Source organism: Streptomyces sp. NBC_00271 (genome assembly GCF_036178845.1).
Taxonomy (GTDB): domain Bacteria; phylum Actinomycetota; class Actinomycetes; order Streptomycetales; family Streptomycetaceae; genus Streptomyces.
Window position 1 is genome coordinate 3,890,755 of the sequence record NZ_CP108070.1, and the last position, 23,021, is coordinate 3,913,775.

At 69.3% G+C, this 23,021-nt stretch carries 15 protein-coding genes; 10 read left to right on the forward strand and 5 right to left on the reverse strand.

Annotated elements, in window-relative coordinates:
* Window positions 1-178 precede the first annotated feature (178 nt).
* From OG798_RS18125 to OG798_RS18135, 3 genes are all read left to right on the forward strand, one after another.
* Window positions 179-1,453, forward strand: coding sequence for a sensor histidine kinase (locus OG798_RS18125; RefSeq protein ID WP_328757305.1), 1,275 nt, complete (start codon window positions 179-181; stop codon window positions 1,451-1,453).
* Window positions 1,438-2,094: a response regulator transcription factor gene (locus OG798_RS18130; RefSeq protein ID WP_121416389.1), complete on the forward strand. Its 657-nt coding sequence runs from the start codon at window positions 1,438-1,440 to the stop codon at window positions 2,092-2,094. The genes OG798_RS18125 and OG798_RS18130 overlap by 16 nt, the downstream gene beginning before the upstream one ends.
* 225 nt (window positions 2,095-2,319) lie before the next feature.
* Window positions 2,320-3,900, forward strand: a complete 1,581-nt coding sequence (locus OG798_RS18135; protein WP_095855061.1) for a DUF1996 domain-containing protein — start codon at window positions 2,320-2,322, stop codon at window positions 3,898-3,900.
* A 114-nt stretch (window positions 3,901-4,014) separates the two neighbouring features.
* Here OG798_RS18135 and OG798_RS18140 read toward each other — a convergent pair whose 3' ends face one another.
* Complete coding sequence (locus OG798_RS18140; RefSeq protein WP_095855060.1) at window positions 4,015-4,461, reverse strand: hypothetical protein; 447 nt, start codon at window positions 4,459-4,461, stop codon at window positions 4,015-4,017.
* A gap of 134 nt (window positions 4,462-4,595) precedes the next feature.
* Between OG798_RS18140 and OG798_RS18145 the strand changes: the two genes are divergently transcribed.
* From OG798_RS18145 to OG798_RS18165, 5 genes are all read left to right on the forward strand, one after another.
* Complete coding sequence (locus OG798_RS18145) at window positions 4,596-5,141, forward strand: tetratricopeptide repeat protein (RefSeq protein WP_179436594.1); 546 nt, start codon at window positions 4,596-4,598, stop codon at window positions 5,139-5,141.
* A gap of 48 nt (window positions 5,142-5,189) precedes the next feature.
* Window positions 5,190-7,106: a hypothetical protein gene (locus tag OG798_RS18150; RefSeq protein ID WP_121418526.1), complete on the forward strand. Its 1,917-nt coding sequence runs from the start codon at window positions 5,190-5,192 to the stop codon at window positions 7,104-7,106.
* A 102-nt stretch (window positions 7,107-7,208) separates the two neighbouring features.
* A complete protein-coding gene (locus tag OG798_RS18155; protein ID WP_095855059.1) occupies window positions 7,209-8,117 on the forward strand; it encodes a metal-dependent hydrolase in 909 nt (302 codons plus the stop codon).
* Window positions 8,114-9,166: a PDR/VanB family oxidoreductase gene (locus OG798_RS18160; RefSeq protein WP_328757306.1), complete on the forward strand. Its 1,053-nt coding sequence runs from the start codon at window positions 8,114-8,116 to the stop codon at window positions 9,164-9,166. Before OG798_RS18155 ends, OG798_RS18160 begins: the two co-directional genes overlap by 4 nt.
* Before the next feature lie 56 nt (window positions 9,167-9,222).
* Entirely contained in the window at window positions 9,223-9,924 is a 702-nt protein-coding gene (locus OG798_RS18165; RefSeq protein ID WP_121416386.1) for a TetR/AcrR family transcriptional regulator, read from the forward strand.
* Window positions 9,925-9,936: 12 nt separating this feature from the next.
* On the opposite strand, the gene OG798_RS18170 is transcribed toward OG798_RS18165, so the two are convergent.
* The 4 genes from OG798_RS18170 to OG798_RS18185 form a co-directional block, all read right to left on the reverse strand.
* Window positions 9,937-10,296 carry a 5-carboxymethyl-2-hydroxymuconate Delta-isomerase gene (locus OG798_RS18170; RefSeq protein ID WP_067363410.1) on the reverse strand — a complete coding sequence of 120 codons (360 nt, stop codon included), beginning with the start codon at window positions 10,294-10,296 and terminating at the stop codon, window positions 9,937-9,939.
* A 27-nt stretch (window positions 10,297-10,323) separates the two neighbouring features.
* Window positions 10,324-11,943 carry a fused response regulator/phosphatase gene (locus OG798_RS18175; protein ID WP_328760043.1) on the reverse strand — a complete coding sequence of 540 codons (1,620 nt, stop codon included), beginning with the start codon at window positions 11,941-11,943 and terminating at the stop codon, window positions 10,324-10,326.
* Between the two features lie 69 nt (window positions 11,944-12,012).
* Window positions 12,013-17,424 carry a pullulanase-type alpha-1,6-glucosidase gene (pulA, locus tag OG798_RS18180; protein WP_328760044.1) on the reverse strand — a complete coding sequence of 1,804 codons (5,412 nt, stop codon included), beginning with the start codon at window positions 17,422-17,424 and terminating at the stop codon, window positions 12,013-12,015.
* A gap of 153 nt (window positions 17,425-17,577) precedes the next feature.
* Window positions 17,578-19,638: a carbohydrate-binding module family 20 domain-containing protein gene (locus OG798_RS18185; RefSeq protein ID WP_328757307.1), complete on the reverse strand. Its 2,061-nt coding sequence runs from the start codon at window positions 19,636-19,638 to the stop codon at window positions 17,578-17,580.
* A 220-nt stretch (window positions 19,639-19,858) separates the two neighbouring features.
* Between OG798_RS18185 and OG798_RS18190 the strand changes: the two genes are divergently transcribed.
* Entirely contained in the window at window positions 19,859-21,241 is a 1,383-nt protein-coding gene (locus tag OG798_RS18190; protein WP_121416384.1) for an alpha-amylase, read from the forward strand.
* Between the two features lie 319 nt (window positions 21,242-21,560).
* Window positions 21,561-22,850, forward strand: a complete 1,290-nt coding sequence (locus OG798_RS18195) for an extracellular solute-binding protein (protein WP_095855054.1) — start codon at window positions 21,561-21,563, stop codon at window positions 22,848-22,850.
* Window positions 22,851-23,021: the final 171 nt, after the last annotated feature.

Consider the following 23,021-nt stretch of genomic DNA (forward strand, 5'->3'; position numbering starts at 1 on the left):
AAACGAGGGCGAGCCGAGGCTTTTAGGGGCGCAGGGAACTGCGCGACCAGCCCCCACCGGGCCGCGGCCGAAAGACCACCCCCTGGGGTCTGGGGCGGAGCCGGGGTGCACCTGGCACCACCCCCGCCCTGGTGCTCGGCCCAGTGACCCCGAGGGGCGGGTCGGTGAGACTGGCGGTATGGAGAGATGGAGCGGCAGGGGCATACGGACGCGCGGGCCGGAGGTACTGGTCGCCGGGGGACGAGGGCTGATGCTGGCCGTCGGGGGGTTCACCGGAGCGGTTGTTCTCTTCGTGCTGTCCGTCGTGTCGATCCTGCTCGTCCCGGTGGGGGTGGGGATCGTCACGACCCCTTGGGTCCTGACCGGCGTACGGGCCTTCGCGGACCGGCGACGGATCATCGCCGCCGAGTGGTACGGGATACGGATTCCGTCCACGTACCGGAGCCTGCCCGCGGACACGACCCCGTGGACGCGCTGCCTCCGCATGCTGGGGGACCCGGCGACCTGGCGCGACCTCGGCTGGCTGGTGGTCGACATGACCGCCGGGTTCGCGACCGCACTGCTGCCCGCCGCCCTCCTCCTCTACCCCCTGGAGGGCTTCGCGCTGGCGGCCGGCCTGTGGCGGGTCTTCACGGACGGCACGCACGTGGGCTGGTGGTACGGCTTCGTGCCGGTGTCGGGGCAGGGCTCCGCCCTCCTCGCGGGGGCACTGGGCGCGGCGCTCCTCGTCGCCTCCTACGCCCTCTCCCCCGCCCTCCTGCGGATCCATTTCCTCCTCACCCGCTCCGTCCTCGCCTCCGGCGACGGCGAACTCGCCGAACGGGTCCGCGTCCTCACCGAGACCCGGCGCACCGCCGTGGACACGTCGGCGGCCGAACTCCGCCGTATCGAGAGGGACTTGCACGACGGGGCGCAGGCGCGACTGGTCGCCATGGGGATGGACCTGGGGACCGTCGAGGTCCTCATCGAGAAGGACCCGGCCAAGGCCCGACAGCTGCTCGCCCAGGCCCGCCGGTCCTCCGCCGAGGCGCTCACCGAGCTGCGCGACCTCGTACGGGGTATTCATCCCCCCGTGCTCGCGGAGCGTGGACTCGGCGACGCGGTAAGGGCGTTGGTGCTGCGGCTGCCTCTCGTGAGCGAGGTGGACGTCGACATGGACGGCCGTGCCGACGCGCCCGTCGAGTCCGCCGCGTACTTCGCCGTCAGCGAGGTACTGACCAACGCGGTCAAGCACTCCGGAGCCGAGCGCCTCTGGGTCGACCTCCAGCACAGGGACGGAACGCTCCGCATCACCGTCACCGACGACGGGGAGGGCGGTGCCCGGGTCGGCGCGGGCTCGGGGCTCACCGGCGTCGAGCGGCGGCTCGGTACATTCGACGGCGTCCTGGCCGTCAGCAGCCCCGCGGGCGGTCCCACCATGGTCACCATGGAGATCCCTTGCGCGTTGTCCTAGCCGAAGACCTGTTCCTGCTGCGCGACGGACTGGTCCGGATGCTCGAGGCGTACGACTTCGAGATCGCCGCCGCCGTCGAGAGCGGACCCGAACTCACCCGGGCGCTGGCCGAGTTGGCGCCGGACGTCGCCGTGATCGACGTACGGCTGCCGCCCTCGCACACGGACGAGGGGCTGCAGTGCGCGCTCCAGGCCCGTCGGGAGCGGCCGGGGCTGCCGGTGCTCGTGCTCTCCCAGCACGTGGAGCAGCTGTACGCACGGGAGTTACTCGCGGACGGCACGGGCGGGGTCGGTTATCTGCTCAAGGACCGGGTGTTCGACGCGGAGCAGTTCATCGACGCCGTACGGCGGGTCGCCGCGGGTGGGACCGCGATGGATCCGCAGGTGATCCAGCAGTTGCTGGCGCGGCGTTCCCACACCGCGCAGCCCCTCGGGTGGCTGACCCCCCGTGAGCTGGAGGTGCTCGAACTGATGGCGCAGGGCCGCTCGAACGCGGCGATCGCGGCCCAACTCGTGGTCACAGAACGGGCGATCGCCAAACACACCTCCAACATCTTCACCAAACTGGGGCTGGAGGTCTCCGACGATGACAACCGGCGCGTACTCGCCGTACTGGCGTATTTGGATCACGGAAGCCAGTGAAGAAGAAGCGCCCGCCGACGCCGTTGAATATCGTTCAAACCTGTTTTTCGAGATCAACTCCTCGAAAAACATGCGGTTCTGAGCCCATTGCGCCGGAAATGACCTCACGAACTTCTAAGATTTTCCTGGGTTTCTGAACGCCTCAGGAGTCACCTGCGTACTGATGGACGCCGCTTCACTCCTGTCGGGCGCCTCGATGCCCCGCAAGGAAGTCAGAGGAGTTCCATGGGACGCAACACTCGCAAACGACGTTCGCCGCTGGCTGTTCGCGCGGTTGCCGCATCCGCGGCGCTCGCGATCGGTGGGGGCGGATTGATCTGGGCGAATTTCTACGCTTCGGCGCACGAGTCCAACTCGAGCCCGAACACCACCAAGGCTGCCGCCGCTCAGGTCGCCACCATCTCCTGCCCCGATGTCGGGCAGAAACTGACCAGTGTGCCCGCCAACGCCAAGTCGAACGTCGACGCGGAGCTGGCCACGCTCGACAAGCAGATCACCGAGGCTTACGCCCGGCTGGCCTCGTCGCGTCAGGCTCAGGCCAATGACGCGGGCTTCGTCCAGAACGCGATCCTGTCGCCGCTCAAGGACAAGCGCTCCGCGGTCATCGGCCGAATCAAGATCGACTTCACTCGGGTGGGCGCCGCCGCGCCGACCATGCTGGACGGTCTCGCCGCCTGCACCGGCACCACCGCCAACCAGGCCCAGACCACCGCCGGTGGCCAGAACAACGGCCAGCAGAACAACGGGGGTCAGAACAACAACGGCCAGAACAACGGTGGCCAGAACAACGGCGGCCAGCAGAACGGCGGCCAGCAGAACAACGGCGGCGGCGCGGCCACCGCGGCGCCGAGCGCGAGCGCGCCGGCCAACATCGGCGGCCAGGCCGGAAACGGTCCCGTCGCCGCCGACTTCGTCGACATCACCAAGGTCGCACCGAACGTCCAGGGCAAGCCGCAGAAGGGCGCCAACGCCTCTCGAGGTACGTTCACCACCGCGTGCGGCGTGAACGCGAACAAGAACTTCAACACCGACAACGTGATCGTGGCGCCCGGCGTGACCAACGGCGCGCACCACCTGCACGACTACGTCGGCAACCAGAAGGTCAACGCGTTCTCCAGCAACCAGACGTTCCTGCAGGGCGGGACCAGCTGCCAGAACAAGAGCGACCTGTCGTCGTACTACTGGCCCGTGGTCCGTATCCAGAACGGCACGCAGGACTTCGACCAGAACAAGGACGGCGGCGGCAAGGAAGGCAACGTCGGCAAGATCCTGACCCCGGTCTCGGCCCAGATCAAGTACGTGGGCAGCCCGGCCAGCAAGGTCGTCGCGATGCCGCAGTTCCTGCGCATCATCACCGGTGACGCCAAGACCACGACCAACGGTCTGGCGAACGCCAACGCGCACTGGAGCTGCACCGGCTTCGAGAACAAGGTCCAGCTGACGTCGCAGTACCCGATCTGCCCGCAGGGCAGCAAGGTGGTGCGCACGTTCGCCTTCCAGAGCTGCTGGGACGGCCAGAACATCGACAGCGCCAACCACCGTACGCACGTGGCCTTCCCCGACCCCGCGAGCGGTGTCTGCGGCAACGGCTTCAAGGCGATCCCGCAGCTGACGATGCGCCTGACGTACAACATCGCGCCGCCGACCATCCAGAACGGTGTGGTGAAGAACGCGTACGCGGTCGACGGCTTCCCGGAGCAGCTCCACAAGGCGGCCACCGACCACGACGACTTCATCAGCGTCACCACCGGTGGCCTGGCGAACAAGATCGCCAACTGCCTCAACACCGGCAAGCAGTGCAGGTAGCAGCCCCTTCGCCGAAGCGAGTAGTCGCTTCACCGAAGAGCTAGCAAGGCACTGAGAAGGCCGGTGGCGGGAGATCCCGCCACCGGCCTTCTGTGTGTGTGCCGTGCGTGCGGCTCAGCCGCTGTGGGAGGAATGCTGGCTGTGGTTGGTGCCGACCTCCATGTCACCGCCGAGCGTGCCGCGCAGCGCCGTGACCACCTTCTGGTCGGCGACGGCGACCCACTTGGCGCCGACGAGGTAGAACCCGCCGTAGTCCTTCGCGTCGTTGATCCACTCGCGCTGGCCGCGGTCGGTGGCGAAGGTCGCGAGGACGAACTTGCCGTTGGTGTTCTTGCAGATCGCCTGGCGGATCTCGTCGGCGTCCGTCTGTATGTCCGGCTTGCACTTCACCTCGGCCGCCAGATCCTCCAGACTGCCGGTCGCGGTGGCCGGGACCCGGTCGGCCGAGTCGCTCTTGGTTCCTCCCCCGTCCGACCCGCCGCAGCCGGTCAGCGCCAGCAGGGCCGCGGCCGCGACGACCGCAAGGCCGTGCCCGCTCAGCTTTTCGCGTGTCAACCTCATACGTTCCTCCGGTGCCTGTCGGCGCCCACGCCGTCGAGAGCCCCGGCGAGGGCCCTGGTCTTCGATACGGCTGCGGCGCGCCAAATGCTCAATCTCCCCCGTTACGGACGGAAGGACATCCGGTGGGAATGCCGATGCCGCAACGGGCACGTGTGTGCGAAGGTGTGGCCGTGACCGAAGACTGGGAAGAGCGTACGGCGGCGGCCTGGGCCACGTTCGACGGCTCCGAAGAAGCGACCGAAGCGGACGCGGCGGACTTCCGGGCGGTGATCGACGCGCTGGTCGCCGAACTGCCCGCGGACAGCCCCGTCGGCCCGTTCGAGCGGGCCTGCGCCTGGGACTCCACAGGCCACTCGGACCAGGCCGTACCGCTGTACCGGGAGGCCCTCGCCCGCGGCCTCGGCGGCTACCGCGGCCGCCGCACCAAGATCCAACTCTCCAGCTCGCTGCGGAACATCGGGCAGGCCGAGGAGGGCGTCAAGCTCCTCACCCCCGAACTCGACGCGCCCTCCGACGAGTTGGACGATGCCGTACGCGCCACTCTCGCGCTCTGTCTCGCCGACCTGGGCCGCGAACGCGAGGGCCTCTCGCTGGTGATCGCCGCCCTCGCGCCCCATCTGCCGCGCTACCAGCGATCCATGGCGAACTACGCGCGGCTGCTCGTACAACCCGGGGAGTAACTCTCCGGAGCCAGGTGACCATCCACCGATTCGCTCGTTTTGCTGAACGTGCAGTCACAGGATGTAGCCCAGCGCTCCGCAGCCTCCCCAGGACCGGTCGTCGACGTCGAGCAGGCCGAGGCCGCTCTCGTCGAGCACTACCCGCGGCTCGTCCGGCTCGCCTATCTGGTGCTGCCGCCGAGCCTCGGCCGCAACCGACGGGTGCTGACCGCGCACGCCCTCACCCAGCGCGCCCTGCCCCGGGGACGCACGACCGCCGCCCTGATCCCGGCCCAGGCCACCGGCCGCGACGGCGACCCCGGCTACGCCCTCGTACGCCTCAAGGTCGTGCGTACGGCGCTGGAGGCCGGGGTGCCGCTGCGGCGCGCGGCCTGGCCCAAGCGGTCCCAGCTGCCTCCGTTGCTGCCCCAGGTGTGGGGCCTGAGGCTCTTCCCACGCTCGGGTGGCGCCGACGAACTCGCCCTGGACCAGCGGCTGTCGGCCCTGTCCGGACCCGCCCGCGCGGCGTACGTCCTGCGCGGCCTGGAGAAGCTGCCCGACCCCGACGTGCGCAAGGTGCTGACGGCGGCGGGCGTCGACGACCCGGGCGCGGCGCTCAAGGAGGCAAGCGGCGTCGAGGCCAGGGACGTCCTGCTCCTGTCCCCCGAGTTCGACCCCTGTTCGCTGCACGCCCGGCCCACCGACCTGATGCGGCGCAGACAGCACATGAAGGCCGCGCTCGCCGCCGGCGTCGCGGCGGCCGTCTGCGGCGCGCTGCTGGCCCTGCCCAGCGGCGGCTGGGGACCCGACGGCGCCGCCGCCCCGTCGTACGCGCAGAACCCGGCCGCCGAGGCCGCCCTCGACCCCGGGAAGGTGACGCGGGTCGCCCCGACGGCGTGGCGGTCGTCCGCGCGCACCGACTTCTCCGTGTGGCCCGCGCGCGGCAACCTCGCCCGGGACATCGCGCTGCTGCGCCGCGCGCTCGCCGTCTGGGCCCGGCCCGGCGAATCCGTGCAGGTCTCGGCGACGCCCGGCACCCCCTCGGGCGCCCCGGCCGGACCGCCGCAGCTGCTGTACGCCGGTGATGTGGACCAGGCGCGCGTGGTGCTCTTCTACGACGGACTGCGCATCGCCCGGTACGCCGAGCCACGCGCCGGCACGGGCGGCGCGGCCCTCGACTTCGCCCGGGTCGACGGCGCGACCGGGGCCGAGGCGGAGGCGCTGGTCCTGGACCGGGCCGACGGCAACGTCCGTTATCTGACCGCCCCCTGGGTGACCGAGGCCGCCGAGCGCGACCTGCTGAAGCCGACCGCGGGCCCGACGCCCCTCACCCTCTCGGCCGAGGGTGTCAGCACGCCGCTGGCCGGCCCTGCCCCGACCGGCACCTGCACCTCGTGGAACGTCATGGAGGTGACCGACACCTCGGGCCCGCACCTGCTGGCCGACCTCGGCGAGCTGATCCCGGCCCATCTCACCTCGGGGCCGCCCGCGGCACCCCACGAGGTCGCGGGCCCCGCGGCGCTGCGGAACTGGGCGCCGTTCGCCTGCTCCCTGGCCGCCGTGCGCTCCCAGGGCGTGCGGTCCGTGAACGCCTGGCAGTACGCGCAGCAGCCGCTGCCCGACGCGAGCGGGCAGGCCGCCTGGGTGTGCACCCGGGCCGACACCTGGCGGGGTGACGGCACCCGGATCCTGGCCCAGTTCCACACCCCGGGCGGGGCGTACGGCGCCATCGCGGCGAAGGCCGAGAACTCGCCCGCGTGCGGCCGCCGTGACCCCCATGTGCTGGCGGGCGTGCTGTGGAAGTCGGGCGCGGGCGACTGGTACCTCCTCGCGGCGGGCAGCAAGGACACCGCCTCGATCAGCACGTCGGGCGGGGTGAGCGGGTCGGCCCGGGGCGCGCTGCTCGCCGTACGGACGAAGCAGGGGGATCAGGCCGGGCTGAAGGGCACCCTGACGGACGGACGAGCGGTCGACGGACTGCGGTAGGGCCTGCCCGGCCGATCCTCGGGGTGTCACAGCCGACCCTCGCGTCAACAAGTGGGGCGCACGGGGGTTCTCCCCGCACTTACCCGTCAGTACATTGACGGCATGTCTAACAAGCATGCCGCCCGGCTGCCCCGGCCGGTCGAGTCCGAGCGGATACCGCTCAAGGCCCGGAAGGTGTCGTTCTCCTGGGAGGACACACCGCTGCACTGGGTGCCGGGGGAGCCGTTCGCCACGCACACCATGAACGTGCTGCACCTGCTGCTGCCTGCCGGTGAGCGCTGGTTCGTGCACGTGTACAAGCAGGTACTGCCCTACATCCGGGACGAGCGGCTGCGCGCGGACGTCATCGGGTTCATCGGGCAGGAGGCGATGCACTCGCAGGCCCACGACGAGGTCCTCCCCCACCTCAGGGAACTCGGGCTCGATCCGACGCCGTACACCGCCCAGGTCGACTGGTTCTTCGAGAAGCTGCTCGGCGACCGCACCCTGCCGCCGGGCAGGGCCCGCAAATGGTGGCTGATGGAGCGCGTCGCGATCATCGCGGCGATCGAGCACTACACCGCCTTCCTCGGCGACTGGATCCTGAACGCCGAGGAGTTGGACCGGCGCGGCGCCGATCCCACCATGCTGGACCTGATGCGCTGGCACGGCGCGGAGGAGGTCGAGCACCGGTCCGTGGCCTTCGAACTCTTCCTCCACGTCGACGGGAGCTACCGGCGCCGCGCCCGGACCTGGGCCACGGCCTTCACCGCCCTGGTCTTCCTCTGGCAGCGCGGGGCGCGGTTCTTCATGGAGAACGACCCGACCCTCACGGCGGGCAGGGCGAGCTTCAAGGAGTTCTACCTGAGCGGGAAGCGGGGCGTGCTGCCGTCGACCGGCGACATGCTCAAGTCCATTCCCCGCTATCTCAGCCGCACCTACCACCCCTCCCAGGAGGGTTCGACCGAGCAGGCGGTCGCCTATCTCGCCTCGTCACCGGCGGCGACGGCTGCCGAGAGGAGAGCCGAATGACGCCCCGGCTGCGGACCGTCGCCGCCGTCGCCGGTGCGGCCCTGCTCGCCCGGCGGGCGCTGCGCCGCCGGATCGAGGTCTCGCCGCTGTGGCCGCTGCCCGCCCTGGAGGAGCCGATCTCCGGCCGGCCGCGCTCCCGGACGCTGCGGCTGCCGGTCACCCGGCACGAGCGCGTCGCCGACGGGGTCGTACAACTGCGTCTGGAGGGGCACGACCTGCCGCGCTGGGAGCCCGGCGCCCACCTCGACCTCGTCCTGCCCTCGGGGCTCGTACGGCAGTACTCGCTGTGCGGGGACCCGGAGGACACCTCGTCGTACACCGTCGCAACCCGGCTGGTCGAGGACGGGCGGGGCGGGTCGCGCGAGGTCCACGAACAGCTCCGGGAGGGCATGGAGGTCGAGGTGCGGGGGCCGCGCAACCGGTTCCCCCTCGCGCCTGCGCCCGCGTACGTCTTCGTCGCGGGCGGCATCGGGATCACACCGATCCTGCCGATGCTGCGGGTGGTCCAGGACCGCGCGGAGTGGCGGCTGCTGTACGGCGGCCGGACGCGCGCGTCGATGCCGTTCCTGGAGGAGATCGGGAAGCTGCGCGGCGGCCGGGTCACCGTCGTGGCCGAGGACGAGGACGGACGGCCCGATCTCGACGCGCTGTTCGCGGACGTGCCGGCGGGCGCGGCCGTCCACTGCTGTGGCCCCGAGGGGCTGATGGAGGCGGTCGGACGCCGGCTGCCCGACGGTGCGGCGCTGCACCTGGAGCGGTTCACGCCGAGCACCTCCGCCGAGGGCAACGGTGCCTTCGAGGTCGAACTGCGCCGCAGCGGACGTACGGTGAGCGTCGCCGCCGACACCACCGTGCTCGCCGCCGTACGCGCCGAACTGCCCGACACCGCCTACTCCTGCGAGCAGGGATTCTGCGGAACCTGCCGACAGCGGGTGCTGGAAGGGGAGATCGAGCACCGCGACGAACTGCTCACCGACACGGAGCGTGGTGACTCGATGCTGATCTGTGTTTCGCGGGCGCTCGGTGATCGCATCGTGTTGGACATGTGAACGACCATGGCCGGACCGGCCCGTTCGGGGCCGGATCCGATCGGTAAGGTGTTCGTATGACAATCGGGGTACGCCGCAGGATGGGTGTCGAGGAGCGGCGACAGCAGTTGATCGGCGTCGCCCTCGACCTCTTCAGCCGACGCTCACCCGACGAGGTCTCCATCGACGAGATAGCCTCGGCCGCGGGTATCTCACGGCCGTTGGTCTACCACTACTTCCCCGGCAAACTCAGCCTGTACGAGGCGGCGTTGCAGCGTGCCTCGGACGAACTCGCGAGTCGCTTCGTGGAGCCGCACGAGGGCCCGCTGGGCTCGCGGCTGCTGCGGGTCATGCGCCGATTCTTCGACTTCGTGGACGACCACGGGCCCGGTTTCTCGGCGTTGATGCGCGGCGGTCCCGCGGTCGGCTCCTCGAAGACCAACGCGCTCGTCGACGCCGTGCGGCAGGCCGCCTACGTCCAGATCCTGTCGCATCTGAAGGTCGAGGACCCGCCCGCCCGCCTGGAACTGGTGATCCGCTCCTGGATCTCGCTCGTCGAGTCGACGGCGCTGATCTGGCTGGACGGGCGGCGGATTCCGCGCGGCGAGCTGGAGGTGCAGCTCGTGCAGGACTTCGCGGCGCTGGCCGCGGTGAGCGCCACGCACGACGAGGAACTCGGCGCGCTGCTGCGCCGGGCGCTCAAGGGCGACCCGGGCGACGGGCCGTTCACCGACCTCGCCGTCCGGTTGATCGCGCTGGCCTCACCCCCGGCCTCGTAGGCCCGGCGGCCTCTACTCCTCGTACTTCCGGTACGACGGGTCGAGGTCACGTACCTCGGCGGACGCGTGCACCGTCGAGACCCCGTCGGTGGGCTCGATGTGCTTGCGCAGCAGCTCCAGTACGGCTTCGGTGAGCTTGGCCTTGGTCTCGTCGGTGCGGCCCGGGAGCAGGGCGAGCGTGATGTGCACGATGGCGTGTCCGTCCTCCCCCGCCCCCACCACCTCTTCATCGGTGCACCGGAACCGCGTCTTGCACGCCTCGATGCGCGCGGCCGCCGTCTCGACGACCACCGGGTGCAGCGCGAGCGCGAAGCCGCGCTGGTCGAAGGCGTCGTCGAGCGAGTAGGAGTAGTCGACGGTGATCTGCGGCATGGGCACTCCTGTTCTAGGGTTTCCCGGTCACCCTAGCCGCAGCGCCAGCAGTGCGATGTCGTCCTCGCGGTCCCGGCCGAAGCAGTCGAGCAGGGTGTCGCAGAGGGCGTCCAGGCCGGGCAGGGCGCCGCTGGCGGCGGCGCGGAGGTGCTCCATCGAGACCGCCAGATCGGTGCCCCGGGTCTCGATCAGGCCGTCGGTGACCATGAGGAGCCGGTCGGTGGGTTCGAGGAACAGCTCCGTGGGCGGCGGGTGGGGCAGACCCACACCGAGCAGCGGCCCTGCGGCCTTGGAGTAGTCGGCGCCCCCGTTGTCCCGGATGATCAGCGGCGGGATGTGGCCGGCGTTGGCGATGCGGGTGCGTCCGGTGGCGGGGTCGACCAGGACCAGGCACACGGTCGTGGTGATGCCCGGGTGGTAGCGCTGGAGCATCCGGTCGAGGCGCTCGGCCAGCACGGCCGGGTCGCTCTCCTCGACACAGTAGGCGCGCAGCGCGTGCCTGATCTCGACCATGACGGTGGCCGCCTCCAGCGAGTGCCCGACGACGTCGCCGACCGCGGTGAGCACGCCCTCGCCGGTGCGCAGGGCCGCGTAGAAGTCGCCGCCGATCTCGGTCTCCGCGGAGGCGGGCACGTACCGGACCACGACGTCGACGCCCGGCAGTTCGGGCAGCCGGTGTGGCTGGGGCAGGAAGCTGTGCTGGAGGGTGAGGGCGACGTGCCGTTCGACCTGGTACATGAGCAGCGGTTCGGCGGCGAGCGCGGTGGCCTCGGCGAGCCGGGCCAGCAGGGCCTCGTCCTCGGGACTGACCCGGCGCACCCCGCGGGTGGGCGTGGCGAGGCACACCGAGGCCCGGCCCTCCTGGATGGGGATCAGCGCCAGGCGGGCGTCGTGCTGCACGCCCGGCCGGAAGAACCCGGCCGGCCACAGCGGCGCGGGCACCGTGGTGATCTGGACGCCCGACTGCCCCCGGGTGAGCCGTCGGAGCAGTCCGGCGACGGCCCGGTGGGCGCCCTCGTCGGGCATCGCGAGCGAGGTGCGGTCCCGTGAGGTGCCGCGGTACAGCTCGTCGTCCGGGCCGAGGACGAAGACGGCGGCGGGCGAGCCGGTGAGCCGCGCGGCGCCGTCGGCGGCGGCGTCGGCGAGTTCCTGCGGGGAGCGCGCCGTCTGGATGGCGACGACCGTCTCCGCCAGCCGGGTCAGCCGCCGTGCCAGCGCCTGGTCGCCGGCCCTGAGACGGGCGGTGCGCACCGCGGCCCGGACCACCGCGTCGATCTCCTCGGGCTCGGCGGGCACCGTCAGATACGCCTCGCCGCCCACGTCGAGGCCTCGGCAGCGATCCCCCGCGTCCACGGCGGCGGCCGAGAAGTGCACGACGGGCAGGCCGGCCATGTGGGGCCGGGCCTTGAGCCGGCGGCACAGTTCGAAGCCGCTCATGTCCGGCAGGTCCACATCGACGAGCGCCACGTCGGGCAGGGTGCCCTTGCGCAGCCGTACGTCGAGTTCGACGAGCGCCTCGGAGCCGCTGGCGACCGGGACGACCTGGTGGCCGGCGCGGCGCAGCACGGCGCTCATGGCGTACCGACTGGCCGCCACATCGTCCACGACCAGCACGGTCGTGTCTGTCCGCTTGCCGTTGACGTCCATCTGCCAGCCTCTGGACACGCCGGTGGGGCAGACCGGGATCGAGGTCTGCCCCACCAAGGTAATGCCCTTTCAGGAGGTCCGGGAGAATACCGCCACAGTGCGCCCCGGAACGGCGAACGTGCCCGTTTTCGCCTCGTAAGAGGAGGATTTGACGATAGGGTCGGCGCCCGCCGCCTGCACCGGGTGCAGCGCGTACGCCGTCCCGGCCAGGGCGCCGACCGTCTGCTCCTGTGCCTTCGGTGTCGCGTTGAAGACGACGACGAGGTCGCCGAGCTCCATCGTGATCACGCCGGGCGTCTCGTCCTTGCCGGACAGCGGGAAGGAGAGCTTCGACTGCACCTGCCCGGCGGTGGACAGCGAGAAGACGTTCTCGGTCGTACGGATCCGCTCCAGGTCCTGGTACGCGGCAGAGCTGCCCTCGATCTGCGGGCATCCCACCTTGACGGTGCTCAACAGGGGTGTGGCGTAGGGCCACTTGGACGCGTTGTCGGCCGCCATCGGCAGTCCGCGTCCGAAGCCGTTGCCGTCCCGGCAGTCCCAGTGGATGGCGTTGAACCAGTCGCCGCTGTCGAACGAGTTGCGGTCGAGGGACTTGGAGCGCAGCAGGTCGGAGCCCGCCTGGGAGAGCGACGGGCCCTGGGAGAGGGCGGCGGTCGCCATGGCGAGGACCTGCATCCGCGCCCGGTCGTCCGCGCTGGTCGTGGCGGGCAGCTTGTAGGTGAGGGCGTCGTACAGGGACTCGTTGTCGTGCGCGTCGGCGTACGCGAGGGCGTCACCCGGTGCCGCCGCGTATCCGGCCGGCTGGCCGTTGTAGTCGACCTCGGAGCCCTTGACCTCCTTGCCGTCGGTGTCGGTGAAGCGGTAGGTGGCGAGGTTGCCGCTGAGCCCGATCTTGATGAGGTCCTGGTAGTGCAGCAGCCGGGCCTTCCGCTCGGCCGAAGTACCGTTGGCGGTCGAGGAGTTGGGGTCGGTGTACAGCCCCGAGGCGAAGCCCTGGACGCCGGGGTCGGAGTCGAAGGGGCTCCCGCCGCGCACGGCGTCGCGCGCCCGGTCGGAGAAGGTCGCGATGCCGGTCCCCGCCATGTTCTTCTGGGTGGCCTGTTCGAAACGGGCGTCGTCGGCGACCTCCCCGAAGTTCCAGCCCTCCCCGTACAGGATGATCTTCTTTCCGTCGACCCCGTCCTTCGCCGGGGTCAGCGCGTCGAGGGCCTTGCGGACCGCCAGGATGTTGGCCTTGGGGTGGTGCCCCATGAGGTCGAAGCGGAAGCCGTCGACCTTGTACTCCTTGGCCCAGGTGACGATCGAGTCCACCACCAGCTTGCCCATCATGTCGTTCTCGGTGGCCGTGCCCGCGCAGCAGGTGGAGGTGGCGACGGACCCGTCGGCGAGGAGCCGCTGGTAGTAGCCGGGCACGATCCTGTCGAGCACGGAGGTGTCCGCCTGACCACTGGCGGCCGTGTGGTTGTAGACCACGTCCATGACGACCCGCAGGCCGTCCTCGTTCAGCGACTTGACCATCCGGCGGAACTCGACCGTCCGGCCGGTGCCGTCCGGGTCGCTCGCGTACGAGCCCTCCGGGACCGTGTAGTGGTACGGGTCGTAGCCCCAGTTGTAGGCGTCCTTCGCGGCGATCGCGGCGACGCACTCCTGCTGCTTCTGGGAGTCGGCGGGGTAGGAGGCGAGGTCACAGTTGGTGGTCGCCTGCTCGGACTTCTTCTCGGGGACGGTGGCGATGTCGAAGGCGGGCAGGAGGTGGACGTACGAGGTGCCCGACGCGGCGAGGGCCCGAAGGTGCCTGGAGCCGTCGCTGTTCTTGTCGGTGAAGGCGAGGTAGGTGCCCTGGTCCTTCGCCGGGACGGTCTTGTCCGCCACCGAGAAGTCCCGGATGTGCAGCTCCTGGATCTGGGCGTCCCGCAGCGGCACGGCCTTGGGCTTCTTCAGGGAGGACCAGCCGCTCGGGGCGAGGGACTTGTCCTTCAGGTCGACGACGAGACTGCGCTCGGAGTCGGCGGTGAGGGCGAGCGAGTAGGGGTCGGTGACCTTGTTGGTGACGACCTTGCGGACGGTGGGCGCCCACACCTTCACGACGTACCGGTAGGGCTTGTTCCGCCAGGACTTCGCGCCGGTGACGGACCAGACGCCGGTGGTGTCGTTCCTCTTCATGGCGACCGTGGAGCCGTCGAGCTCAAGTGCCACGCTCTGCGCGGTCGGCGCCCACACGGCCAGCGTGGGACGCCCGTCGCGGAACGTCGGACCCAGCTGTGCCTTGGTCGCGTCGTACAGATCGTCCAGTACGCCGGCGATCTGGACGCCGGTCGCGGCGAGCACGGCGCCGTTCGCGGCCCGTTGCGAGGCGACGACCTGACCGTTCAGGGCCTCCTTCACCCGGCTCCGGTCGCGCGGGTCGACGGACCAGGCGGTGTAGTCCTTGAGATGCGGGAAGGCGGCCTTCTGGGCGTCGCTGAGGGTGGTCTTCGACAGCCGGAGCCAGCGCTCGTCGTCGCTGGTCAGCGTCCCGTCCTTGACGGCGATCGACCCGTCGTGGGAGTACAGCAACTGGGTGGAGGCCGCGGCCTCGGAGCCGTTCCAGGCGACCGTGTTCCGGTCGATCCAGACCGCCTTGGAGGTGGCCGGGTCGAGCGCGGCCGCGCTGCCCGCGGGCTGCGGGAGCAGGTACTTCTCCTGCCCGTTCACCAGCCACACCTCGTGGCCGTTCGCGGTGAGGTCGAGCGACTGGTCGGTCGGGAGGTCCTTCTCGTCGCCCTTGTGGAGGATGTAGCTGAGGCTGGTGGCACCCGCGGCGAGCGGCACCTCGAAGACGGCGCCATAGGCGTCGGTCTTCACCGGCTCCAGGGGCTTGGACCAGTCCGTGGGCGTCGCGGCCCCGGTCCAGACGTGCAGTCCCCAGCCGGTGTAGTCGCCGTCGGCACGGTGGTAGTGCAGTACGGCCTTGGTCGTGTCCTGCGCCGGGTAGTCGGGCCGCTGGGTCTGTACGGCCTCCTTGCCCTGCTCGACCCAGACCTCGCCGGTCTTGGTGACGTCGATCGTGCGGTCGGTGGCGACGTCCTTGTTGCCGTCCTTGTCGATGACGAGGAAGCCGACACTGGAGGCGCCGGGCTTCAACTTCACGTAGGCGAAGGCCCCGTAGGCGTCCCGGCCGATGAAGTCGTGGCCCGCGGGCCAGGTCGTCGACTCGCCGTCGGCCAGGTCGCCCCAGGCGTACAGCCGCCAGTCGGTGTAGTCGCCGTCGGTGCGCTTGTAGTGGACGATCGCGTAGTCGCGCGAGGAGGCGGTGGGGACTTCGGGGGCGGGCGGGGTTCCGGTGGTGCTCGTGGCCGTCGCACTCGCGGTCCGCCCGGCCGAGTCGACGACCACCGCCTTGTAGCGCAGGGCGGTACCGGCGGGTACGTCCTCGCCGATGACCTGGGTGACCTTGTACGGGGCGTGGTCGGCGGAGCCGAGCGTCCGCCACTTCCCGTTGCCGACCTGGGCGGCGAAGACGACACGGTCGAGCTGACCGCCGGTGACGTCGGCGCCGAGCTCGACGGTGCCGGTCGCGCCCGCGTCCGGCGCCTTCAGGGTGAGCGAGGACTTCGCGGCGGGGGCGCCGAGGGGGCGGGCCGCCTTGAGGACGACGGCGGAACCCGCCGGGACGGTGACGGTGACGTTCTTGTCGGCGTCGCTCGTCAGTCGGGACGAGGTCCCGTAGATCCCCTGGAAGGTCATGTCGGCGGAGCCGGTCGCGAAGGTCGCCGTCTTCGCCTCGCCCGCGTTGTTGAGGGCGACGAGGTACTCGGTCCCGTTGCCGCCCGTACGGGAGAAGGCGTAGATACCCGCCCCGTCGGCCGCGTACCGCTCGCTCTGCACCCCGTCCGCGAGGGCCGGGTTGTCCTTGCGGAGCTTCGAGAGAGCGGCGATCTCCTTGTAGAGCGGTGCACTCGTGTCGTAGGCGTCGCTCGCGTGCGTGCGGTCGGTGCCGAGCTCGTCGTCGTCGAGGTAGTCGGCGACCTTGGAGGCGAACATCGTCTGGCGGGCGTCCTTGTCGCCGCCCGCGCCGGTGAAGCCCTGCTCGTCGCCGTAGTAGACGACCGGGTTGCCGCGGCTGAGGAACATCAGTGCGTTGGCGAGCTCGTCCTTCTTCACCAGCTCGGCGTCGGTGGCCTTCGGGTTGTCCTGGTTCAGGAAGTACCCGATGCGGCCCATGTCGTGGTTGCCGAGGAAGGTGACCTGCTCGTACGCGTTGGCCTTGTCGGTCGTGTACTTGTAGTCGTCACCGAAGACCGAGGCGAGCTTCTTGGCGCTGCCGCCCTGGGAGGCGTACGAGCGTGCCGCGTCCTGGAAGGGGAAGTCGAGGGTGGCGTCCAGCCGGCCCTGGGTGACGTACGGGGAAGTGATCGACGTGTCGGCGGAGTAGACCTCGCCGAACATGAAGAAGTTCTTCCTGCCCCGCTCGGCCGCGTACCTGTCGAGCGCGGTGGCCCACTGCGTCCAGAACTCCATGTCCACGTGCTTCACGGTGTCGATCCGGAAGCCGTCGACGCCGAAGTCCCTGACCCATTTCTCGTAGATCTTCTCCATGCCGCTGACGACCTCGGGACGCTCGGTCCACAGGTCGTCGAGGCCGGAGAAGTCGCCGTAGGTGGCGTTCTCACCCGCGTAGGTCGAGTCGCCGCGATCGTGGTACATCGTCGGGTCGTTGAGCCAGGACGGGACCTTCACGTTCGCCTTGTCGGCGGGGACGGTCGGGGTCTTCGGGAAGGACGCGGTGGTGACGGCGGGGAAGGTCTTCTTCCCGTCCGCGTAGTCGGCGTCGTCGAAGGGCTTCCCGTCCTTGGTCAGATACGGGAAGGCCCCCTTGGAGAGGTAGTCGTAGGACTTGCCCTCGTAGTCGACGACGTCGGCGGTGTGGTTGGTGATGACGTCGAAGAAGACCTTCATGCCCTTGGCGTGCGCCTTGGAGATGAGGGTGGCGAGGTCCTTGTTGGTGCCGAAGTGCGGGTCGACCTGGGTGAAGTCCGTGATCCAGTAACCGTGGTACCCGGCCGAGGCGTTGCCGCCCTCGCCCTGCACGGGCTGGTTCTTGAAGATCGGCGCCATCCAGATGGCGGTGGTGCCGAGCTTCTTGATGTAGTCGAGCTTGCCGGTCAGCCCCTTCAGGTCGCCGCCCTGGTAGAAGCCCTTGTCCGTGGGGTCGTACCCGGTGGCGAGGCGCGAACCGGTCAACCCGCCCCGGTCGTTGGACGTGTCGCCATTGGCGAAACGATCCGGCATCACGAAGTAGAACTGCTCGCGCGTGTCGTCGTGCCGGGCCGGTTCGGCGGCGAGCTTGGCGTCCGAGGGCGGCGCGGGCGGGGTCTGAGCCCGCGCCGCGATCGGCTGAAGGAACGCTGCCGCGAGGGCGGCCACGGCGACGGCCGCGATTCTTCGCTGGGGTGGGGTGCGGCGGCGGCGCGCCCCGGGCGCCGGCCATCTCGGTATCAGGGCCACAGGCGTGAACTCCTAGTGAATACGGCTCAAAACGGCTCGTTTGGGACCGGCTTGACCGAGACACGGCCTCGATGCCGGGCGACCGGCGCGACGGTATCGCCCACGCAAGCTTTACAGCAAGAGTCTTGAAACTCTGAGCAAGAACTTTCAGCGCCAGGTGTCGCTGACGCTGTAGCCCGTTCCCGAACCGGTGCTGTACGAACGGTTGCTGCCGGACTCCCACGTCACGTTTCCGGAGGAGTCCTTCTTGACGTACTTGTACGCGAACGACGTCGACTTGGGCACGATGACCAGTCGGCCCCAGTACGGGTACGACGCCGAGGACAGCGGGATCGCGTCGGCGGTGTTCCAGGAGCCGAGGGAGGGGATGGAGCCGACGACGTACACGTTGGTGCCGTAGTCGGTGGTGGCGTTCACTCCGAAGGTCACGTCCGTGGCGTCGGCACTGGCCACGTTCCAGGAGTTGTTGACCTCGACCGCCGAAGTACCGGTGGTGAGTGTCCTGTTGGCGTTGGACTCCCAGGTGACGTTTCCGGATGAATCCTTCTTTATGTACTTGTATTCGATGCTCGTGCTCGCCGGAACGGAGACGTCGGCCTTCCAGATCGGGTAGCCCGACGACGACAGCTTCACCGCGTTCGCCGTGTTCCAGCTGCCGAGCGCCGCGACCGAGCCGACCACGTACACATCGGTGCCGGTGGTGGTCGAGGCGTACTCGTCGAAGGTCGCGGTGACGCTGGTGGAACCACCGCCGCCTCCACCCCCACTGCCTCCGCCGCAGTTCACCGTGCAGATGTAGTTCGGGTCGTAGAAGGCGACCGCCGACTTCGCGGGCACGGTCAGGGAGGCCTTGCCACCCGTGACGGTGACGGTGGTCGCGCCACCGTCGATCACGTTCGGGTACGTCCCGTCGGCCAGGCCCGTCGTGTACGTGTACGTGTTGGCGCCGGAGCTGTTGTTGATGGCGACGAAGCCCGCGCCGCCCCTGCCGAAGCCGATGACGTTCGAGGACGGGGACTGCCAGTTGGCGACCGCGTAGCCGCTCGCCGCATTGTGCCAGCCGATCATGCCGGAGACCGCGGTGTGGCGGTCGAGGCAGTACCAGCCGCTCGCGCAGTCGGTGTCGGTGACGAATCCGGCGGAGTTCGGCGGGGCCTCGTCGCTCTGGCTGAAGGTCCAGCCGGAGTAGACGGACGGACGGCCGTAGCCCCGGGCCAGCTGGAAGACGTTGGCGAGGACCGCGGTGTCGCCGTCCTTGTAGCTGAGCGAGTAGCCGTTGCGCTCGGTGTCGTGGTTGGTGACGAAGGTGTTGGAGTTCGCCTCGGCCGTCAGGCCCCAGCTGCTGCCGAAGCTCGACAGGTTGGCGATGTCGCCCTGGAACTGGGACTTCATCTGCGCGGCGAAGGTGAAGTCGAGGACGTCACCGGTGCCGTAGTACTCGTCCTGCGCGGGCGGGGTGCCGGGGTAGATCTCCTGGGTGATGTACGGCGCCGCGCCGGAGGTCGTGGTGTGCAGTCCAGCGACGACGGCGCTCAGGTCGGCGGCGTCGATGTGCTTGGCCGCGTCGACACGGAAGCCGTCGACACCCAGGTCGATCTGCTGGTTGAGAAAGCCGATGATCTTCGTGCGGACGCCGCCCTCGGCGGTGTCCAGGTCGGGCAGGCCGAGCAGTTCGCAGTGCTGGACCTCGTACCGGTCGGACCAGTTGGAGATGGTCTTCGTGCAGTCGTCGCTGTCTGCGGGGTCGTAGTCGGGAGTGTCGTATTTGTTGGTGACGACCGTGCCGTTGTAGCCGGTGCCGGTCTGGGCGGCGGTGTGGTTGATCACGGCGTCCGTGTAGACCTTGATGCCGGCCGCGTGACACGTGTCGACCATGGCCTTGAACTGGGCCGCGGTGCCGAAGCGGCTGTTCAGGTTGTAGGCGTAGGGCTGGTAGACGTCCCACCAGTAGTAGTTCGTCTGCTTCAACGACTCCGCGGGCGGGGCGACCTGGACCGCCCCGTAGCCGGCCGGGTCGAGGACGTTCGTGCACTCGGCGGCGACCGACTTCCAGTTCCACTCCCACAGGTTGGCGATCACATCGCCGTTGGGGATGCCGGTGTCGGAGACGGCGGCGTGGGCGGCCGGGGCGGGCAGCGCGGCGGCTGCGCCGAGGGCCAGCAGTCCGGCTGCGGCCAGGGGTAACGCCCGTGATCTGATCCAGCGCATGACGGCAACTCCTTGCGGGGGACGGAGGTGCGGGAACGCCGTCAACTGGGTTGCTGGGGAGGCAAGTTGACCGCGCTGCGAGAGTGGGCGCGGTCAAGGGACCCCGTCAATACACGTGTTGGAAGTTCTTTCGACATCTTGCTGAAACCCGAACCAACGGATAGCTTCCGTTCCCCCCACCCGCACGACGAAGTGCAGGAGCACCCACATGGCAAGAAACATGGCCCGGAAGACACTTGCCGCCTCGTTCGCCCTCGCGGCGGGCCTGGCGGTCTCGGTGGCCCTCCCCCCGGGTGTCGCGGCGGCTTCCCCGCCCGGCACGAAGGACGTCACCGCCGTTCTGTTCGAGTGGAAATTCGACTCGGTCGCCAAGGAATGCACCAACACGCTGGGCCCGGCCGGTTACGGCTACGTCCAGGTCTCTCCACCCGCCGAGCACATACAGGGCTCGCAGTGGTGGACCTCGTACCAGCCCGTGAGTTACCGGATCGCCGGGCGGCTCGGTGACGCGACCGCCTTCCAGAACATGATCAACACCTGTCACGCGGCCGGCGTGAAGGTCGTGGCGGACACGGTCGTCAACCACATGGCGGCGGGTTCCGGCACCGGTACCGGCGGATCTTCGTACACGAAGTACAACTATCCGGGCCTGTACTCCTCGTACGACATGGACGACTGCACGGCGACGGTCAGCGACTACACCAACCGCACCAACGTCCAGAACTGCGAGCTCGTCGGGCTCGCCGACCTGGACACCGGCGAGGAGTACGTCCGCAAGACCATCGCCGGATACATGAACAGCCTGCTCGGGTACGGCGTGGACGGCTTCCGCATCGACGCGGCCAAGCACATCCCGGCGGCCGACCTCGCCAACATCAAGTCGCGGCTGACCAATCCGTCGGTGTACTGGAAGCAGGAGGTCATCTACGGCGCCGGGGAGGCGGTCCAGCCGACCGAGTACACCGGCAACGGCGACGTCCAGGAGTTCCGGTACGCCTACGACCTCAAGCGGGTCTTCAACAACGAGAACCTCGCCTACCTCAAGAACTACGGCGAGGGCTGGGGCTATATGAGCAGCTCCGTCGCGGGGGTCTTCGTCGACAACCACGACACCGAGCGCAACGGCTCGACGCTCAACTACAAGGACGGGGCAAACTACACCCTCGCCAACGTCTTCATGCTGGCCTACCCGTACGGCGCCCCGGACATCAACTCCGGCTACGAGTGGTCGGACGTGGACGCCGGCCCACCGAACGGCGGCACGGTCACCGCCTGCTGGCAGGACGGCTGGAAGTGCCAGCACGCCTGGCCGGAGATCAAGTCGATGGTCGCCTTCCGCAACGCCACCCGGGGCCAGTCGGTCACCGACTGGTGGGACGACGGCAACGACGCGATCGCCTTCGGCCGCGGCGCCAAGGGGTATGTGGCCATCAACCACGAGTCGGGCTCGCTGACCCGGACCTATCAGACATCCCTCGCGGCGGGGACGTACTGCAATGTCCAGAACAACACCAGCGTCACGGTGAACAGCTCCGGGCAGTTCACGGCGACGCTCGGCACGAACACGGCGCTGGCGCTCTACGCGGGCAAGACCAGCTGCTGAGCCGGCCTCCGCGAGCCGCGCGGAAGCCTGTACGGAAGGCCGTACGGAGCCCGTGGGACCCCCCGCGGGAGCCCGTACCGAAAGCGCCGTATCGGACATACCCGATACGGCGCTTTCCTCTCTGCGACCTCTTTGGGACACCTTGCGGTAACGGGAACGTCACGCTTGCGGGATCTTGCGGAAATTTCCTTGCAACGTCTTTCGCAAGGACTTGCAGCGCTGTTAGTTTCCTCCCCAGCCCGGCGGCCGTCGATGGGACAGACGGCACCCGCGGTCCTCCCAAGGGAAGATCCGGGCAAACCCTCTTCTAGGAGTTCATATGCGACGTGGCATATCGATCGCCGCCGCGGTGACCGTCATCGCGCTGAGCGCGACCGCCTGTGGTGGTTCCGACGACGACTCGTCGAGCAAGCCGAAGGCCGTCGGCGACATTTCCGGGACGATCACGTACTGGGACACATCGGACGCGGCGACCGAAGCCCCGACGTACAAGGCTCTCATCAAGAAGTTCGAGGCCAAGTACCCGAAGATCAAGGTGAACTACCAGAGCGTCCCGTTCAGCGACGTCGAGCAGAAGTTCAAGTCGGCGGCGAAGAGTGGCAAGGGCGCCCCGGACGTCGTCCGCACCGACGTCGGCCTGATGGCCGAGTACGCCTCGCTCGGTTACATCGCTCCCCTCGACGGCACGATCGCGCTGAAGGACACCTCGGACTTCAACTCGGGCCCGCTGAACACCGCCAAGTACAACGGCAAGACGTACGGCGTCCCCTCGGTCACCGACACCCTGGGTCTCCTCTACAACAAGGACCTCCTGAAGAAGGCCGGCATCGCGCAGCCGCCGACCACGTGGGACGAGTTCATCACCGACTCGAAGACCATCAAGAAGAAGACCGGGGCGTACGGCACCTACCTCAACCCGGACTCGTACTTCCTGCTCCCGCTGCTCTACAGCAACAACGCGGACATGGCCGACACCTCGGCCAAGAAGATCACCATCTCCGACGCCAACGCGGTCACCGCGATCACCACGGCGAAGAAGATCCAGGACGAGGCGTCGATGAAGGTCGACTACGCCAACGCCTACCAGAACATGCAGACGGCGTTCAAGACCGGCAAGGTCGCCATGCTGGTCCAGGGCCCCTGGTCGGTCAGCGAGGACCTGAGCGGCAGCGCCTTCAAGGGCAAGGAGACCAACCTCGGCTACGCGCCCGTCCCGGCCGGCCCCGGTGGCAAGGCCCAGGCGCCGACCGGCGGTCACAACCTCGCGGTCTACCAGGGCTCCAAGAACCTGGACGCCGGGTACCTCTTCACCCAGTTCATGACCTCGACGGACAGCCAGGTCGAGATCGCCAAGGGCACCGGCACGCTGCCGACCCGCAAGTCGGCGTACACGGCCGAGGTCACGTCCGACGCCAAGATCGCCGGCTTCAAGCCGATCCTGGAGCAGACCGCCCGTCCGCGCGTCGCGCTGCCGCAGGTCGGCTCGCTCTTCACGCCGCTCGCGCAGAACTACGTGAAGATCCTGCAGGGCAGCGAGGACGTCAAGGCCGGTCTCGACGCCACCGCGAAGGAGTTCCAGAAGCTCCTGCCCGGCTACACCATCGGCTGACCGGGCAACCCCTGATCCACCGGTAACCGAAGAACGCGCAGCCCCGGGGAACGTTTTCCCCGCTGCCGCCCCGAACGGGGCTCCCCCGGGGCTGCGGTCACCGGTTCCCTCAGGATCTCGGCGCCCACCTGATCCCGGGGTCCACCAGGACCCCGGACCCCCGGATCCCCA